This window comes from Streptomyces sp. NPDC088707 (assembly GCF_044752725.1).
Lineage (GTDB): Bacteria > Actinomycetota > Actinomycetes > Streptomycetales > Streptomycetaceae > Streptomyces.
This window is the reverse complement of the sequence record NZ_JBIVLV010000004.1, coordinates 56,442-72,945: the sequence shown is the minus strand read 5'-3', so window position 1 is coordinate 72,945 and position 16,504 is coordinate 56,442. Positions and strand designations below refer to the sequence as shown.

Here is a 16,504-nt window from a genome sequence, read left to right as displayed (position 1 = left end):
AGAGTCGATACATCCGATGTCTATCGTGAAGGATGGCTGGCATGCGCGTGCTGAGGATCGGGGAAGCGGGGGCGGAGCGCCTCGCGGTCCTGGGCGGGGACGGCGGGCTGCTCGACGCCTCCGGCATCGCCGACGACATCGACCACCGCTCGCTCTCCGACGGCGTGCTCGACCGGCTCGCCGAGGCCGTGGCGGCGGGCGCCCTGCCGGCCATGGACCGTCCGGCCGACCGCGTACGCGTCGGGGCGCCGGTCGCACGGCCCGGGAAGGTCGTCTGCATCGGCCTCAACTACCGTGACCACGCGGCGGAGACGGGATCCGAACTCCCCGCCGAGCCCGTGGTCTTCATGAAGGACCCGTGGACGGTCTCGGGGCCGCACGACGAGGTGCTGATTCCGCGGGGCAGCGTGAAGACCGACTACGAGGTCGAGTTGGCCGTGGTGATCGGCAGGACCGCCCGGTACCTGGAGAGCGACGAGGACGCGCTCGCGTGCGTCGCCGGGTACGCCGTCTCGCACGACGTCTCCGAGCGCGCGTTCCAACTGGAGCGGGGCGGTCAGTGGGACAAGGGGAAGAGCTGCGAGACGTTCAACCCGCTCGGCCCGTGGCTCGTCACCCCGGACGAGATCCCCGACCCGCAGAAGCTCTCGCTCCGGCTGACGGTGAACGGCGTCGAGCGTCAGCACGGATCGACCGCGGACATGGTGTTCCCCGTCGCCGGAATCATCCGGTACCTCAGCCGGTTCATGGTCCTGTACCCCGGGGACGTCATCAACACCGGCACCCCGGCCGGTGTGGCCCTCGGCCGGCCCGAGCCGCGGCCCTACCTGCGGCACGGCGACGTGGTGGAGTGCGGAATCGACGGCCTCGGCACCATGCGCCAGACCTTCCGACAGGCCTGACAGGAGACGCGCATGCGGTTCACCCGGGACCACCGGCTGCTCTTCATCGGTGACTCCGTCACGGACTCCGGCCGCGACCGCGAGGACCCCACGTCCCTCGGCGACGGCTACGTACGGATGATCGCCGAGGCCCTGCCCTCCCCCGCCACCGTCGTCAACAAGGGCGTCAACGGCCATCGGGTCCACGACCTGGAGGCACGCTGGGCCACTGACGTCCTCGCCCTCGCCCCCTCGGTCGTCACCGTCCTGATCGGCATCAACGACACCTGGCGCCGGTACGACCGCGGACTCCTCAGCCCGGTACCGGAGTTCGAGGCTTCCCTCGACCGCGTCCTCACCCTCGCCGACGAGAGGTGCGCCGCCCGGCTGTTCGTCATGACGCCGTTCCTGCTCCCGGCCCGCCCCGAACAGGAGACCTGGTTCGAGGACCTCACACCCCGCACCGACGCCGTCCTGCGCACGGCGACCGCTCACGGCGCGACGGTGGTCCGCACGGACCTGGAACTGGCCCGCGCCGCCGAGGTGTACGGCGCTGGGGCCATCGCCCCGGACGGGGTCCATCCGAGCCCGCTCGGCCACCGCGTCATCGCGCGCGCGTGGCTGGCGGCGGCCGCGGCGGACGGGCGGAGCCCAAGGGCGTGCGAAGGCGGGAGCACCTCGTCTGAGAGGCTGTGACCATGACGGACATGCCCCTCTGGCGTCGGCCCACCCGCAGCGGCTGGCGCATCGACGTCGACGACGCCCGCACCCGCGCCGACGTGATCGACGCCGGGGGCAGCGTCCGGGCGTCCGTCCCCATCGAACCCGTGCAGCACTTCACGGGGTGGTTCGCCAAGCGCCAGAACGCGGTCACGAGCCGCGCGTTCGAGGCCGACGGCCCGTCCCTGCCGGCCCGTGGGCCGAGCGCGATCTCGCTGAGTCCGCAGGACCCGGGGGCCTACGTCAGCGACGGCGGCGCCGACGGGCGTCGCCGGGAGAAGACCGGGCGGGCGGGCGTCCACGGCCGGAGCTACACGTTCGTGCACACCGACGGCCGGAGCGCGGACGCGATGCGGGACGGCGCCCGCATCGCGTCGTTCGTCAAGCACGGCTTCCGCCCCCGGGACGGGCACGTCAGCCGCGACGATCACCTTCCCCTGGACGAGACCGACGAACTGGTCCTCACCGTCTTCGAGAAGCTCCTGAGGCCCGGACGCCCCGGCGCCGTGTCCGACGCGCTCACCGACCTCGGCTGACCACGGCGTACGGGCGCGAGACGAGGCGGCCTTCCCGGTTCTCGTCAGGGGCAGCTGATGCGACTGTCGCCCGGGTCGGTGGTGCAGGTGTCCGTGCCGGCGCCGCCGTTGGCGGTGTCGTTGCCCGAGACGCCGTCGGTGGTGGTGAGGCGGTCGTTGCCGTAGGAGCCGGCCAGGGTGTCGTTGCCCGGGCCGCCGTTGAGGGTGTCGTCGCCGTAGCCGCCGTCGATGTTGTCGTTCCCGAAGCCGCCGTGGACCGTGTCGTTGCCGTAGCTCGACCGGATGGTGTCGTTGCCGCCGAGGCCGCAGATCACCTCGTTACCGAAACCACCGTTGATGGTCTCCGCGGCACTGGTGCCGATGACGGTGCACCCGCGCGCGTTGTTCACCGACGTGGTCGCGGTGGCCGTGTTGTCGGAGGTCACCGGGTCCTGCGGCGAGCCGCTGACGCCGACCGCGTTGGTGAGGGTGCCGACGGCCCGGGGCTCGGCCGTGACCGTGACGGTCGCGCTCGCGCCCGGGGCCAGGGAGCCGAGGGCGCAGGTCGCACCGGTCGCGGTCGTCGTACAGGTGCCCTGTGAGGGAACGGCCGAGACGAGCGTCGCACCGGCCCCCGAGAGCGTGTCGGAGAGCGACACGCCGGTCGCTGTGGCCGTGGACGTCGTGGCGTTGGTGACCCGCACCGTGTAGGTGGCGCGGTCGCCGATGCTCACCGCGGCCGTCCCGGTCTTCGTCACCGACAGATCGGCGCGCGGCGGAGGCGGAGTCGTGCCGTCACCCCCCTGGTAGCGGGCGAGCGCGAAGGCGAAGCCCGCTCCGTACCCGGCCGCGACGATCTTGCCGTCGGGCTGGACGAGCACACCACGCGCCTCGTCGAAGTCGTTGAAGCCGGTCACGACGAAGCCGTCACCGCCGAAGCCGGTGTCCACCGCGCCGTTGACGTGGAGACGGGCCAGGCCGAAGTCGTTGGCCTCGGAGCTGTTCGGGTCGTCCGCGCGTCCGGCAAGCACGATCTTGCCGTTCTGCTGGAGCGCCAGACCGTACGCGATGCCTCCGTCGCCGGGGGCGTTCACCGACGTACGACCGCCCGTGCCGAAGCCGGCGTCCGGGGTGCCGTTGGCGTTGTAGCGGAGGACGGCGAAGCCGAGACCGCCCGAACCCGCGGCGACGATCCTGCCGTCGGGCTGGACGGCCACGGCGTTGCCGAACTCGGTGCCGCCGAAGTCCGCGGTCACCATGCCGTCACCGCTGAAGGTGGTGTCGAGGGTTCCGTCGCTGTTGTAGCGGGCCACGCCGATGTCGAACGCGGTGTTGCCCACGTAGCCGACGGACACAATCCTGCCGTCCGGCTGGAGCGCCATGCCCCGGGCGATACCACCGCCGTCCTGCGGCGAGGTGGGCGTGAAGCCCGCGACGACCGCCCCGTCGCCGCCGAGGCCGGGGTCGAGGGTGCCGTCGGTGCCGAGGCGGACGAGCGCGAAGCCTCCACCGCCGCCCTTGCCCGCGGCGACGATCCTGCCGTCGGGCTGGACGGCCACGTCCGCGCCGTCCGCGGACCCGCCGAACTCCTCGACGCGCACCAGGCCGCCGTCGCCGAAGCCCGCGTCGAGGCTGCCGTCGGTGTTGTACCGGGCCACGGAGAAGAAGCAGCATCCGCCGCCCTCCTCCGCGATCACCTCGGTGGTGCCCACCACGACGATCTTCCCGTCGGACGGCTGGATCGCGACGGCGTTGGCGGTGTGACCGCCACCGCCGAAGTCGCTGGTCACGATGCCGTCCCCGCCGAAGCCGGTGTCGAGGCCGCCGTCGGTGTCGTAGCGGGCGAGCGTGAAGCCGGCCTCGCTCACACCGACCACGACCACCCTGCCGTCGGCCTGGCGCGCGATGTCGTGGCCTTCCGCGTAGCCGGTGATCGGAGTCGTCACCCGGCCGTCGGGGCCGAACGACGGATCCAGATCGCCGGGCGCGGCGAAGGCGGTGCCGGGCAGCGCGAGGACGAGCGCCATGCCGAGTGCGACCGGCACCCCGGCCCTTCCGCCGGGCCTGCGCCGCCGATCCGCCGGTCTCAGCTGTACGTGGGTCATCTGCGTACGAACCTCCGTCTTCGTGGTGTACGGGGAGCAGCGCACAGCTTCGTGGCGGAGCGGGCCCCGTCCCCGCGGGCCGTGCCGGACTACGCCCACCGGCCCCCGCGAACCACCCCCGCGAGGGAGCGCACGGGGCGCGATCCCGGCCCGCCGGGGCTGCCCGCCTCGGCCGGCATGCGGTGGTTGCTCCTGAGTCGGCCCTGTGGTGGCGGGAACCGTTCCCTGATGTGGTGTCAGGGACGGTTCAGGGTGGAGCCCGGGGCGGTCCCTGGCGCACCGGGCCGGGCGGGCGGGCAGACTCGAAGAAGCCGATCATCACCTTCCCGGGGAGTTCCCGTGCGTCGTTCCTCGTCCCTGCCGCGCCGCCGGTCAGGCAAGACGGGCTCGGACACGGGGTACCGGAGCGGTGTCTCCGCCACCCGTGACCTGAACCTGCGCGCGGTCTACGCGACGGGCACCTCGGGCCCGGCCGGGAACGCCGCCCCGGCTGGTCGCCCAGCGTCTCGTCGGCGCCCTGTTCGCGCGCTGACGGTCGAGGTCCCGGCAGCGGGGGACGCTCGGACAGCGCGTACCCTCACATCCGAAACGGGCACCGGCCTCGCCGGGTGCAGGACGAGCAGGGCGAGCACGGCCGGCAGGGCGAGCACGTCGGCCGGCGAGCAGGGAACGGATCATGACTCAGGCACGGGGGCAGGGAACGGAGCCCGGTGGGGGCGAGCGGGATCGGGAGGACCGGGACCGGGCGGCGACGGTTCGCGTCTTCATCGCGCTCGCCCCGCCCGACGCGGCGAAGGACGAGCTGGAGCGGGAGCTCCGCCGCGCGTACGACGCGTACCCCCGGATGCGGTGGAACCGCATCGAGGACTGGCACATCACCCTGGCGTTCCTCGGCGAGCTGCCGGTCGGGACCGTGCCGCTGCTCGGGCCGCCGCTCGCGGACCTCGCGGCCTCGCGCGGGCCGGTCGAACTGGCACTGCGGGGCGGCGGGCACTTCGACGAGCGGGTGCTGTGGAGCGGGATCGACGGGGACGTCGACGGGCTGCACCGGCTCGCCACCGACGTGCGAGGTGTGGTCAAGGAGTGCGGCATCCCCTTCGAGGACCGGCCGCTGCGCCCCCATCTGACGCTGGCCCGCGCCCGCCGCGACGACCCGTCGAGCGTGGTGGACGTGGCCGCCGGTCTTGCCGGCTTCACCGGTCGCCCCTGGCGGGCCGAGAAGCTCCACCTGGTGGCCAGCGACTTCGGCCGGGGACCGGGACCCATCCGGTACCGCGACATCGAGGCCTGGACGTTCGACGGGCGTTGATCCCGCCCTGGTGGTGCGGCGATCCTGCCGATCTGCGGCAACCTCTGCGTGCCGCAGCTCTGTCGGTGCGGCAACCCCTGTCAGTGCGGTGACCCTGTCAGTGCGGTGACCCTGGCGGGGCCGCACCCCGGTTTCCTCGATGGCGCGTCGCCCCGGTGCCCGTGGCTGCGAGGATGGCCGGCATGGAGACGACACTGAACGGCCCGCGCGCCTCGGCCGCGGTCGGTGATGCGGGTTGGCGCTATCTGCTGGGCGGGCTCCGCACGGTGGTCCCCGTCGGTCCGATGGCGCGGGCCGTCGACGTCGCGGCGGTCGCGGTCGCCGCGTGCGGTGAAGACGCCGACGGGCACCTGGCCCTCGACATCCGGCCCGGGCGGATCCTTCTCACCCTGCAGTCCGCCGAGCACGCGGGCGTCACCACCCTGGACGTCGCACTCGCGCACCGGGTGTCCGCCGCCGTCGGCGAGCTGGGGCTGCGCACCGAACCCGAGATCGCGACGGGGGCACCGCGGTCGCTCCAGCTCCTGGAGATCGCGATCGACGCGCTCGACATCGCCGCGATCCGGCCGTTCTGGAAGGCGCTCCTCGGGTACGCGGACGAACAGGGCCACGACGGACCCACCGACGCGCTCGTCGACCCCCTCTGGCAGGGCCCGGCGGTGTGGTTCCAGCAGATGGACGTTCCGCGCCCGCAGCGCAACCGCATCCACTTCGACCTCTGCGTGCCGCACGACGAGGCGCTGCGGAGGATCGACGCCGCGCTGACGGCGGGCGGCCGTCTCGTGTCCGATGACCGGGCCCCGGCCTTCTGGGTCCTGGCCGACCGGGAGGGCAACGAGGCCTGCGTCACGACGTGGCAGGGACGGGACGGCTGACGGCGGCGCGGCTGACAGCGGGCGGCGGCGGCTGCGGCCGTCGCGTGTCGGAGGTCCGTGCCGCTCCCCGGGGCCCGTCCGCGCGGGTCGAAACCGCTCGGGGGTACCTGTGCGTGTCTCCCTGTGCAGTGATCGCTCCGGAAAGGGAGACACCTTGCCCATCACAGGTTTCAGCCCGTCCCGCCGCAGTGTGCTCGGTGCCGGTGCCGCGCTCGCCGTCGCGTTACCGCTCGGCGGGACGGCGTACGCCTCCACACCCGGCGGGGAGGGCCTCGTCGCCCGGCTCCGGGAGCTGGAGGAGCGGCACTCCGCACGGCTCGGGGTGTTCGCCCACGACGTGCGGTCCGGGCGTTCCGTGGCGTACCGCGCCGACGAGCGCTTCCCCATGTGCTCGGTCTTCAAGACCTTCGCCGTCGCGGCCGTGCTGCGGGACCTCGACCACGACGGCTCCTTCCTCGCACGGCGCATCCGGTACACGGCGGCGGAGGTCGAGCGGTCCGGCTGGTCCCCGAAGACCGGGCTGCCCGAGAACCTCGCCCACGGGATGACCGTCGCCGAACTGTGCGACGCCACGCTGCGCTTCAGCGACAACACCGCCGCCAATCTGCTCCTGCGCGAGCTGGGCGGTCCGACCGCCGTCACCCGCTTCGCCCGGTCGATCGGCGACCGTACGACCCGGCTGGACCGCTGGGAGCCCGAGCTGAACTCGGCGGAACCGTGGCGCGGGACCGACACCTCGACGCCCCGCGCCATCGGACGCAGCTACGGACGCCTCGTCCTCGGCGACGCCCTCCCACGCGAGGACCGGGAGCGGCTCACGGCGTGGCTGCTCGGAAACACGACCAGCGGTGAGCGGTTCCGCAAGGGACTGCCCGCCGACTGGATACTCGCCGACAAGACCGGCGGCGGTCGCTACGGCGGCAACAACGACGCGGGCGTCACCTGGCCACCGGACGGCGGCCCGATCGTGCTCACCGTGCTGACCACGCGTTTCGCGGAGGACGCGGCGCCCGTCGATCCCCTGGTGGCCGACGCGGCCGCGCTGGTGGCGGCGGAGCTCCGCTGACCGGAACTCCGCTGATCAGAAAAAAGGCGCGCGATAAATGACTTGAGCGTCGCCGCGGGCTTTCCTAGGCTGTGGTCACACGCTGAAAGGAGGTGATCCGAGAACATGGTTTCTTTTCGGATTCGTGAGGTGACTGCGGGCTAACGGCCTGCCGTCGCACTCTGTGCACCTCGGCAGGTCACCTGCCGAAAACCACGCAGTCACCCGACCCGTGGGCCGCCGGTAATCCGGCCGGCTCCCGTCCGAACTCGAGCGGACGGGACCAAGGCCCACGGGTCGTCTGCGTTCCCGGCCCCTGGTTCCCCAGCGCCCCGGCACCCCGGACTCATCGACGTGAGCCGGATCACAGGGAACCTTCGGGCCGTGCTGCTCCTCCTCGGGGTGTCGGCGCGCTGCGGCGTCGGCCTCGGAACGGAGGGGAACACCATGGCGGTCATCGACATCGAGCGGCCTCGCACGATCATCGGCGGACGCGGCGTCGCCGCGCTGCTCGCCGTCCTCGCGCTCGTGCACCTCATCTGGGCCACCGGCCTGACCTGGCCCGCCGCCGACGAGCGGGCCCTGTCGCTCGCCGTCCTCGGCAGCGTCGTCTCCTTCGGGCCGGCCGTGGTCCTTCCGCTCGCGGCGCTCGAGGGCTGCGCGGCGTTCGCCGTCGCGCTCCACGCGCGCGGTGGTGGCCGCCGACGCGGAATCCCGCGCCTGGTCACGGCTGCCGTCGCCGCCGGGATCCTGCTCCGCGGGACCGCCGGGCTGGTGTGGATCGTCGTCGGCAAGGACGGCTCGGGAGCGGCGTTCCCGTGGCTGAACGCGCTCGTGTACACACCGCTGTGCCTGGTCTTCGGAGGGGCGGCTCTGCGTGCCGCCCGCTGACTCCGTCCACGCCGCCCGGTCCGCCGACATCGCCGCCCCCGCCGACCGAGGAGTCTTACTGGTCCGGGCCGCCCGGCGCGGCGACACACTGGCCCTGCACGACCTGCTCGATCACCTCACCCCGTACATCTCCCGGATCTGCCGTCCCATCGCGCTGGACGACGGGCCCGACGCCACGCAGGAGGCCCTGGTCGCGGTCTTCACCTCGCTGCGCTCGCTGCGGGAGCCGGAGGCGCTCTACGCGTGGGTGCGGGCCATCTCCGTACGGGAGGCGGTGCGGGTGGCGAAGCGGGCGGGGCGGGCGCGGCCGGCCGAGCTCGCCGACGTACCGGAGCGGGGAGATCCACAACTGGCCGCCGACATCGACGACGTCCTCGCGCGCCTGTCGCCCGGGCACCGGGCCGTGCTCGTGCTGAGGGACATCGAGGGGATGGACGAGGAATCCGCGGCGGCGCTCCTCGGCGTACCGACCGGCACGGCGAAGTCCCGGCTCCACCGGGCCCGGCAGAGCTTCCGAAAGGCGTGGTCCGCGTGAACGACAGCGACGCGAGCAACGAGAGCGAGGCGAACCGTGGGGGCGGCGCGAACCGTGGGGGCGGCGCGAGCGAGAAGGGCACAGGTGGCCTGCTGCTCGACGACGTGCGGCGGATGCACGTCATGGTCGCGGGTGTCCGGGGTGCCCGGCTCGTCGAGCGGGTGCTGCCCGCGCCGCTCCCCCGGGTCTGGCAGGTGATGGGTGATCTGGAGGAGGGCTTCGGGGAGTTCCAGCCCGACATGCGGTCGGTCCGGATCCTGCGGCGCGACGGCGAACGGGTGGAGGCCCTCGCCCGCAGCCGGTACGGGCTGCGGGCGCACTTCCACGGCGTGCTGCGGCCCGGCTGGTGCTGGCTGCAGAGCCGGTTCCTGGTGATCGGGATGGCGGCCGTGGAGGCCGAGGAGGAGGGCGGGCACACGCGGGTCGCGCTCACCGGTGGCGTACGGGTCCCCGGGCGGGCGGCGCTGGTGCCGTTCGGCGCGCGGCGCGAGCTGGAGCAGGCGATGACGCGGCTGGCCGCGCGGATCGGGTGACCGCGCCCCGTTCCGGCGGCCCGCCCTGTCAGGCCAGGCTCAGCGCGCCCGTCTGCCGGGCGCGGGCCTCGCCCACCCGCAGGATCAGCGCGGCGGCCACGAGGAGCAGGGCGCTCAATGCTCCGAGGCCGAGCAGGGTCGGGGCGAGTTCGCCTGCCGTGCGGTGTTCGAGCAGGGCGCCGCGGACGGCGAGCAGGCTGCCGGTGAGCGGGAAGACCGCGCCGACGACCTGGACGGCTGCCGGCAGCGCGAAGTGCGGGAGCCGGACGCCCGAGACGAACCAGAGGGGCTCGTCGAGGATCGTGTACAGGAAGGCGGAGTCCCGCGAGAAGACCAGGAGGCTGTTGAGGAACGCTCCCCACGCCACCGCCGGGATCAGCAGGGCCAGGAGGACGATCCCGTACATCCACCAGGCCGACACCGACAGCGTGCCGAAGCCGGTCAGGGCGGCGACGGTGAAGCAGGTGAGCAGCCAGGCGTTCTGGAGGAGCGCGCCGGCGCCGTTGGCGATCATCAGGGTGAGCCGGCCGGCCGGGGAGAGGAAGAGCAGTTCGAGGGTGCCGGTGGTCCGCTCGAAGGAGAGGTGCCAGGCGCTCTGGACGAGGGAGAAGAAGAAGGCGTACGCGAGGGTGCCGGTGGCCAGGAAGGCGAGCAGGCGCTCGGGGTCGGCGGCGAGCGGCCAGTTCTCGGCGGCCCGCGAGGCCGTGGCGACGGGGCGCAGGGTGTAGTAGGTGGTGGCCAGTTGGAGGACGGGCCAGACGAGCATGGAGAAGACGACGAGCGGCTGGCCGAAGAGCCTGCGGTGCTGCTTGAGCGTCTCCGCGGCGAAGACCCGCAGGGCGTGACGGAGACGGTTCACGGGGTACCGCCCTCGGCCCCGGCGGTCGCGGCCTCCGAGGGGACGGGCATGGCGTCGGCCGGCACGGTCGCGGCGACGGCCCGGACGGGCATGGCGTCAGCCCGGGCGGGCGTGGCGTCAGCCCGGGCGGGCGTGGCGTCGGGCCGATCGGACCCCGGGCCCGCGAGGCCGGCCTCGCCCCGCTCCGCGAGGGTCAGGATCGCGTCCTCCAGGCTCGCCTCGGCGATCTCCAGACCGCCGATGGAGCCGCCCGCCTCGAACACCGCCGCCGTCAGTGGTCCCGCCATGTCGCCGGGGTGGCGCAGGGTGATCACCTCTCCGCCGTCGGGAAGGGTCTCGCGCGTGGCCCCGAAGGCCTCCGCGACGGCCCGGGTGCGCTCCGTCGGGTCGGTGACGGTCAGCCGGACCGTCCGGTGGCTGCCGGTCGCGGCCTTCAGCTCGGCCGGGCTGCCCTGGGCGAGGTGACGGCCGGCGGAGATCACGTACACATGGCCGCAGAGTTCCTCGACCTCGGCCAGGTAGTGCGAGGTCAGCAGCACCCCGGTGCCGTCGTGCGCGGCGAGGTCGGCGACGACCCGGCGCAGGTCGCGGGCGATGGGGGCGTCGAGGCCGAGGGTCGGCTCGTCGAGGAGGAGGTAGTCCGGGCGGTTGATGAGGCCGCGGGCGATGGCGAGCCGCTGGGTCATGCCGCGGGAGTACCGCTCGACCATGGTGTCGGCCGCGTCGGACAGGCCGACGAGGTCGAGGAGTTCACCGGTCCTGCGGCGCAGCTCGGCCTTCGGGACGTCGTAGAGCTGGCCGAAGTACCAGAGGTTCTCGCGACCGGTCATCCGGGTGTAGACCATGCGCTCGCCGCCGGCGATGAGGTTGATGCGACGGCGTACGGCGCGGGCGTCGGCGTCCGCGTCGCGGCCGTCGACGCGGACGGTGCCGGCGCTGGGCCGCAGGAGCGTGGCGAGGATCTTGATGGTGGTGGTCTTCCCGGCGCCGTTGAGGCCGAGCAGCCCGGTGACGCGGCCGCGGGGGATGTCGAGGTCGAGGCCGTCGACGGCCCGCTTGAGGGTGCGGGGGCCGAGAATCCCCTTCTCCCGTACGGGAAAGTCCTTGCGCAGGCCGCGGACTTCGATCGCCGTGGTCATGGTCGTGGTCATCAGTACGTCCTTTCGACGGCACGGGCCTCGGCCCGCGGCAGGTACCTCAGCCCCAGGAAGAGGTAGGCGCAGCTGAGGGCGGCGCAGACCGCGAGCCTCGGGAGGAGTGCGGGGAGGGACTGGCCGCCGGTGAAGCTGCCGTGCAGGACGTCCATGGCGGAGGTGGTGGGGAGGAGTTCGGCGAACCAGCGGGCCGGTTCCGGCAGGTAGTCGCGCGGGAAGGTGAAGCCGCCGACCAGGCCGAGCACGATGAACACGGTGTTCTGCGAGATGTGGGCCTCGCCCGCCGCGATCATCAGTCCGCCGAGCCCCACCGAGAGCGCGAAGACGGCCGCGACCAACGCGAGGGCGCCGAGCAGCGCGCCGGGCACGGAGGAGACCGGCACGGTGATGCCGAGGACGGCGACGACCAGGCCGAGGGTCAGGAACTCCAGGACGCTGCTGAGCACCGCGAAGCCGGTGAAGCCCAGCAGGTACGGGAGACGGCCGGCAGGGGCGATGAGCAGGGCGCCGAGGGTGCCCTGCCGCTGTTCGGTGATGAGGGCCTTCGCGGACCAGAGGATCAGTCGGACGGCGAAGTGGAAGGCGGTGGTGCCGACGACGATGTAGGCGAGGTAGGCGGTGGTGCCGCTGCCCGCGGCGAAGTCGGCGCCGCCGCCGATGACGTGGAAGCCGAGGTAGGCGAGCGCGATGGTGAGCGCGGCGGGCAGGACGGTGCCGACGGCGTACGTCCATGGGTAGGCGCGACGGGTCATCTGCCAGGTGCGCCAGGCGGTTGCCCAGGCTGTGGGCATGAAAAGGATCCCTCCCCCGAAGAACACTGGAACCAAGTGAGTTCCCATGGGGAACTTACAATGAGTTTCTATCGGGAACTCACTCGATGGCGCAAGATGGATCACCGACGGGCCCGGTACGGACCTGTCCGGGCCGGTCCGTCCGGTCCGGGCCGGGACCGGACCCCGGACCGGACCCCGGGACCCCGGGCCGGTGACCCGAACGAGGAGGACACGTCATGGCACGAGCCGTTCCCGACCGCGACGCCGCCTGCGCCATCGCCCAGGCCGCGGCCGTCGTCGGCGACTGGTGGAGCCTGCTCCTCGTCCGCGAGACGGCGCGGGGGCGGCACCGGTTCGACGAGCTCCAGCGCGAGCTGGACATCTCCCGCAAGGTGCTCACCGAGCGGCTCCACCACCTCGTCGACAGCGGGGTGCTCGACAAGGTCCCTTACCAGGAGGGACCGGTGCGGTTCGAGTACCGGCTGAGCGACGCCGGGCGGGCACTGCTGCCCGTCCTGGTCACCATGCAGGACTGGGCCGACCGCTGGCTGCTCGGCGACGGCTCGCTGACCGCCTCCGCCGACGAGCGGAGCGCCGAGGCGCACCGCGTCCACGACCTGCCCGGCACCCGGCTGCCGCGGCTCACGCTGCCGGCGCACACGGGCGGCGCGCTCGACCCGGTCGACACCGGAGCCGGCGCCACCGTCCTGTTCTGCTTCCCCGCGACGGCCAGGCCCGCCCCGCTGCCGGACGACTGGACGGACATCCCCGGCGCCGCGGGGTGCACGCTGGAGAACCGGCTGTTCCGGGAGGCGTACGAGAGGTTCACGTCGGCAGGGGTCGCGGTGCGCGGCGTCAGCACCCAACGCCCTGACGAGCAGCGGGCGTTCGCGACGGCCGAGGAGATCCCCTTCCCGCTCCTCTCCGACATGGACAGCGGGCTCTCGGCGGCACTCCGGCTCCCGACGTTCCGCGCGGGACAGGCCCTCCGGCTGAAGCGCGCGATCCTGGTCGTGGATCGCGAACGGACCGTACGGCACGTGCAGTTCCCGGTGGTGGACATCCCGGCGGCCGTGGAGACGGCGTGGCGCGAGGGGGCATCGGTCGCCGGGGGGTGATCGGCCGCCGAGGGGTGAACGGTCCGCCGCCACGCCATAGGGCGTCATCGGCACCGAAGTCGGGTGTCTGCGACCGGACACCGACGACCCACGCGTGCGCGTCCAGCGGGCCGACCGCACACCACCCGACGAGACGACTCTCGTGGAGGCGCCTCTGCTCGCCCTGAGCGAACACATCGCGTAACCTTGGCTGGAATCTTGCCCTTTGAGACCTCCTCGTGATCATATTCAGGGCTTTGTTGTGATCATTACCAGGGGGCAGAAATGACCAGAGGCATGGACCGTCGTTCCGTCATACGCGGCGTGGCGACAGCGGGAGTCGGGGCCGCCGCAGGCGCTCTGACCATGGGGGGCGGTACCGCGTACGCGGCCGGCTCCGGGGGCGACCCGTACAGCGTCGATGTCATCAGCAAGGGTGCGGACCCGACCGGTGCCACCCCGAGCGACGCCGCCTTCCGTGCGGCCGCAGCCGAGGTGCTCGCCTCGTTCCAGCCCGGTCCGATCTCCGGGGCCATCCCGAAGAAGGTCCTGGTCGTCCCGCCCGGCACGTATCTCCTGACCCAGCCGGACTCGCTCCTGCCGAACGTCAACGGCGAGGGCAACGGCGGAATCGTCGACGGAGTGTCGATCACCGGCTACGGGAAGCGGCTGTCGCGGATCGTCTACTCGCCGGCCGCCGACGACACCACGCTCTGGACCAACTACCAGCGCTACAAGAACATCCGCATCTCGGGCCTGACGTTCACCAGCACCAACGCCACGTCGAGCTTCAACTACGCCTACTCGTCGGCCGAGTACGGCGTCCAGGACACCTGGTACAGCGACGTGGAGTGGCGCGGCAGCTGGAAGCGCGGCATCGGCCTGGACGGGCCGGCCACCACGTCCAACCTGAACAGCGAGATGGGCTGGGACCACTGCCAGGTCGGCGGCTCCTACTCGGACGCGTTCCTCGTCATGGGGATGACGACGGCCGCGACCCAGCAGGACCAGTTCCTCAACTACTGGTTCCGCGACTGCAAGGTGGAGTACCAGTCCGGTGTGTTCGTGAAGAACAACCGCGGCGGTTCGATGAACTTCATCGGCGGCTCGTACATCCTCACCGACGCCGCGTCCACCGGCACGTTCTTCAAACTCACCCCCGACGCCACCACGCGGGCCGACTCCGTCACGCGGCTGTTCGCGCAGGGCATCCGGTTCGAGCTGCGCGGTGTCGGCCACAAGGTCATCGACTCCCAGTGGTACAAGGGCAACATCACCTTCGAGTCCTGCGACGACACCGCCCTGAGCTTCAAGTCCTGGGCGCCGAACGCCGTCACGCACGTCTACGACTTCAACGCCAACGGCGCCCGGGGCCCGATGGTGCGGTACGTGGACTGCGGGCTCATGGGTTCGCACCAGGTGTCGACCGGGTCCACCCCGACCACGTACGGCAAGGTGCTGTACGACGGTTGCCGGTTCATCGACATGTCGACGGCGACCGGGACGACCGGGTTCCTCCGCTGGACGGGCACCGTCGCGCCCCGCTACGAGATGCGCGACTGCCTCATCGGGGCGAACTACCTGGCGGACGTGAAGAACCCCGCCTGATCGTCCGATCGCCCGACACAGCAGCAAGGGCGGGCCGCGGCACACTGCCGCGGCCCGCGCCGCGGTTCATCGTGCGTACACCTGGACTTCGGACCCCCGGTCGGGCGGAGGCCGCCGAGCCGACACGGAAGGGCACCACGCTCACGCAGGACGTACAAGCCCCCCTCCTGAGGAGACTTGCGTGACTCGCCCCCGTACCACCCGGTCGCTCGTGCTCGCCGTCACCACGGCGCTCGCCGCGGCCGCCCTCGCCGTGCCCGCCCAGGCCGATGCCGACGCCGATGCCCACGCGCAGGCGCAGCCGCGGACGCAGGCCCGCGACCGTGGTCCCGCCGGCTCGCTGCCGGCCGTGACCCCCCGCGCGGAGACGCCGGTGCTGCACGACGACGACGCGGGCGGCAACGCCGACGCGGACGACCCGGCCATCTGGCGCAACGCCGCCGCCCCCGGCCGCAGCCTCGTCATCGCGACCGCCAAGGAGGGTGGGCTCCGCGTCTACGACCTGGACGCGCGCCCGGTGCAGTCGATAGCCGCGCCCCCGGCGGACGGGCCGGACGACGCCCCCGGCCGGTTCAACAACGTGGATCTCGTCCAGGGTCTGCGGCTCTCCTCGGGACGGGCCGACCTCGCCGTCACCAGCGACCGCGGCCACGACCGGCTGCGGTTCTACCGCATCGACCGCGACCGCGCCGGCGGCCCGCTGACCGATGTCACCGATCCCGCCGCCCCGGCCGTCTTCTCGCGGGACCAGGCCGAGATCAACGACCAGCGGACCGCGTACGGTCTGGCTACTTGGACGGACCCGGCGTCCGGGAAGTCCTTCGCGCTCGTCAGCCGCCGCGAGCGGACCAGCATCGCCCTGCTCGAACTGCTCCCGGCCGCCGGCGGCACGGTCACGTACCGCAAGATCCGCACTCTGAACCTGCCTGCCACGTTCCGGCTGCCGAACGGCACGTCATGGGCCCCGTGCGGGGAGCCCGGCGAGCTGCCGCAGGTCGAGGGCATGGTCGTCGACCCCGCCGACGGCACCCTGTACGCCGGTCAGGAGGACATCGGCATCTGGCGGCTGCACGCCGACCTCACCGGCACGCCGAAGCTGCTCGACAAGGTCCGCGGGTACGGCGTCCCCGGCGTCTACGACGAGGAGACCGAGGAGTGCACCCCCGGCGCCGACCCCGGCTACGGCGGGACCAGGATCTCCTCGGACGTCGAGGGTCTGACGCTCGTCACCGAGTCCGACGGCGACGGATACCTGCTCGCCTCCAGCCAGGGCGACAACACCTTCGCCGCCTACGACCGGGAACTCTCGGACCGCAACGAGTACGAGGGCGGCTTCCGGATCGCGCCCGCGAGCAGCACCCTCGACGGCTCCGAGGAGTGCGACGGCGCCGCCGCCCTGAACGCCCCCCTGGGTGCGCAGTACCCGAACGGCCTCCTCGTCGTGCAGGACGGCCACGACACCCCCGGCGACGGTGACCGCCCCGCGACCGACTTCAAGTTCGTCGACCTCGGCACCGTCCTGGACGCCATCGACGACTGATCCGTCCGACGACCGCTCTCCCTCACCCGCACCGGCCGCCGGGGTCCGATGACCCGGCGGCCGG

Annotated in this window: 16 protein-coding genes; 12 read left to right on the top strand and 4 right to left on the bottom strand. The window is 72.7% G+C overall.

From position 1 onward, the window contains the following. The first annotated feature begins 41 nt into the window (after positions 1-41). From ACIP84_RS14255 to ACIP84_RS14245, 3 genes are read left to right on the top strand one after another with little or no spacing between them, the layout of a single operon-like run. On the top strand, positions 42-902 hold the full coding sequence (locus tag ACIP84_RS14255; RefSeq protein WP_401798036.1) for a fumarylacetoacetate hydrolase family protein: 861 nt from the start codon (positions 42-44) through the stop codon (positions 900-902). 12 nt (positions 903-914) lie between these two features. After that, positions 915-1,577 (top strand): GDSL-type esterase/lipase family protein, encoded by a 663-nt coding sequence (locus tag ACIP84_RS14250; RefSeq protein WP_401798035.1) that lies wholly within the window; start codon positions 915-917, stop codon positions 1,575-1,577. 11 nt (positions 1,578-1,588) lie between these two features. After that, positions 1,589-2,137 (top strand): hypothetical protein, encoded by a 549-nt coding sequence (locus ACIP84_RS14245; protein WP_401798034.1) that lies wholly within the window; start codon positions 1,589-1,591, stop codon positions 2,135-2,137. A gap of 44 nt (positions 2,138-2,181) precedes the next feature. Here ACIP84_RS14245 and ACIP84_RS14240 read toward each other — a convergent pair whose 3' ends face one another. Further along, on the bottom strand, positions 2,182-4,161 hold the full coding sequence (locus tag ACIP84_RS14240) for a calcium-binding protein (protein WP_401798033.1): 1,980 nt from the start codon (positions 4,159-4,161) through the stop codon (positions 2,182-2,184). Positions 4,162-4,897: 736 nt separating this feature from the next. Here ACIP84_RS14240 and thpR point away from each other — a divergent pair. The 6 genes from thpR (at position 4,898) to ACIP84_RS14210 (ending at position 9,409) form a co-directional block, all read left to right on the top strand. Then, entirely contained in the window at positions 4,898-5,530 is a 633-nt protein-coding gene (gene thpR / locus ACIP84_RS14235) for an RNA 2',3'-cyclic phosphodiesterase (protein WP_401798032.1), read from the top strand. A gap of 182 nt (positions 5,531-5,712) precedes the next feature. After that, positions 5,713-6,405, top strand: a complete 693-nt coding sequence (locus tag ACIP84_RS14230; RefSeq protein WP_401798031.1) for a VOC family protein — start codon at positions 5,713-5,715, stop codon at positions 6,403-6,405. Between the two features lie 160 nt (positions 6,406-6,565). After that, complete coding sequence (bla, locus tag ACIP84_RS14225; protein ID WP_401798353.1) at positions 6,566-7,471, top strand: class A beta-lactamase; 906 nt, start codon at positions 6,566-6,568, stop codon at positions 7,469-7,471. A gap of 363 nt (positions 7,472-7,834) precedes the next feature. After that, a complete protein-coding gene (locus ACIP84_RS14220) occupies positions 7,835-8,341 on the top strand; it encodes a DUF3995 domain-containing protein (protein ID WP_355968025.1) in 507 nt (168 codons plus the stop codon). After that, positions 8,328-8,876 (top strand): RNA polymerase sigma factor, encoded by a 549-nt coding sequence (locus ACIP84_RS14215; RefSeq protein WP_401798030.1) that lies wholly within the window; start codon positions 8,328-8,330, stop codon positions 8,874-8,876. Before ACIP84_RS14220 ends, ACIP84_RS14215 begins: the two co-directional genes overlap by 14 nt. Further along, complete coding sequence (locus ACIP84_RS14210) at positions 8,873-9,409, top strand: hypothetical protein (RefSeq protein ID WP_401798029.1); 537 nt, start codon at positions 8,873-8,875, stop codon at positions 9,407-9,409. The genes ACIP84_RS14215 and ACIP84_RS14210 overlap by 4 nt, the downstream gene beginning before the upstream one ends. Positions 9,410-9,437: 28 nt before the next feature. Here the strand turns inward: ACIP84_RS14210 and ACIP84_RS14205 are convergent, their stop codons facing one another. The 3 genes from ACIP84_RS14205 to ACIP84_RS14195 are packed head-to-tail and all read right to left on the bottom strand — an operon-like array spanning position 9,438 to position 12,213. Further along, the gene (locus tag ACIP84_RS14205) at positions 9,438-10,268 is read right to left on the bottom strand and encodes an ABC transporter permease (protein WP_355968016.1); all 831 of its coding nucleotides are present in this window, start codon (positions 10,266-10,268) and stop codon (positions 9,438-9,440) included. Further along, entirely contained in the window at positions 10,265-11,419 is a 1,155-nt protein-coding gene (locus ACIP84_RS14200; RefSeq protein WP_401798028.1) for an ABC transporter ATP-binding protein, read from the bottom strand. The genes ACIP84_RS14205 and ACIP84_RS14200 overlap by 4 nt, the downstream gene beginning before the upstream one ends. Beyond that, positions 11,419-12,213 (bottom strand): ABC transporter permease, encoded by a 795-nt coding sequence (locus ACIP84_RS14195; RefSeq protein WP_401798027.1) that lies wholly within the window; start codon positions 12,211-12,213, stop codon positions 11,419-11,421. The genes ACIP84_RS14200 and ACIP84_RS14195 overlap by 1 nt, the downstream gene beginning before the upstream one ends. A gap of 218 nt (positions 12,214-12,431) precedes the next feature. Here ACIP84_RS14195 and ACIP84_RS14190 point away from each other — a divergent pair, with 218 nt between their 5' ends. From ACIP84_RS14190 to ACIP84_RS14180, 3 genes are all read left to right on the top strand, one after another. Then, the gene (locus ACIP84_RS14190) at positions 12,432-13,313 is read left to right on the top strand and encodes a winged helix-turn-helix transcriptional regulator (RefSeq protein ID WP_401798026.1); all 882 of its coding nucleotides are present in this window, start codon (positions 12,432-12,434) and stop codon (positions 13,311-13,313) included. A 345-nt stretch (positions 13,314-13,658) separates the two neighbouring features. Then, a complete protein-coding gene (locus ACIP84_RS14185; protein WP_401798025.1) occupies positions 13,659-14,900 on the top strand; it encodes a hypothetical protein in 1,242 nt (413 codons plus the stop codon). Between the two features lie 181 nt (positions 14,901-15,081). After that, positions 15,082-16,440, top strand: coding sequence for a phytase (locus ACIP84_RS14180; RefSeq protein WP_401798024.1), 1,359 nt, complete (start codon positions 15,082-15,084; stop codon positions 16,438-16,440). The last annotated feature ends 64 nt before the right edge of the window (positions 16,441-16,504 follow it).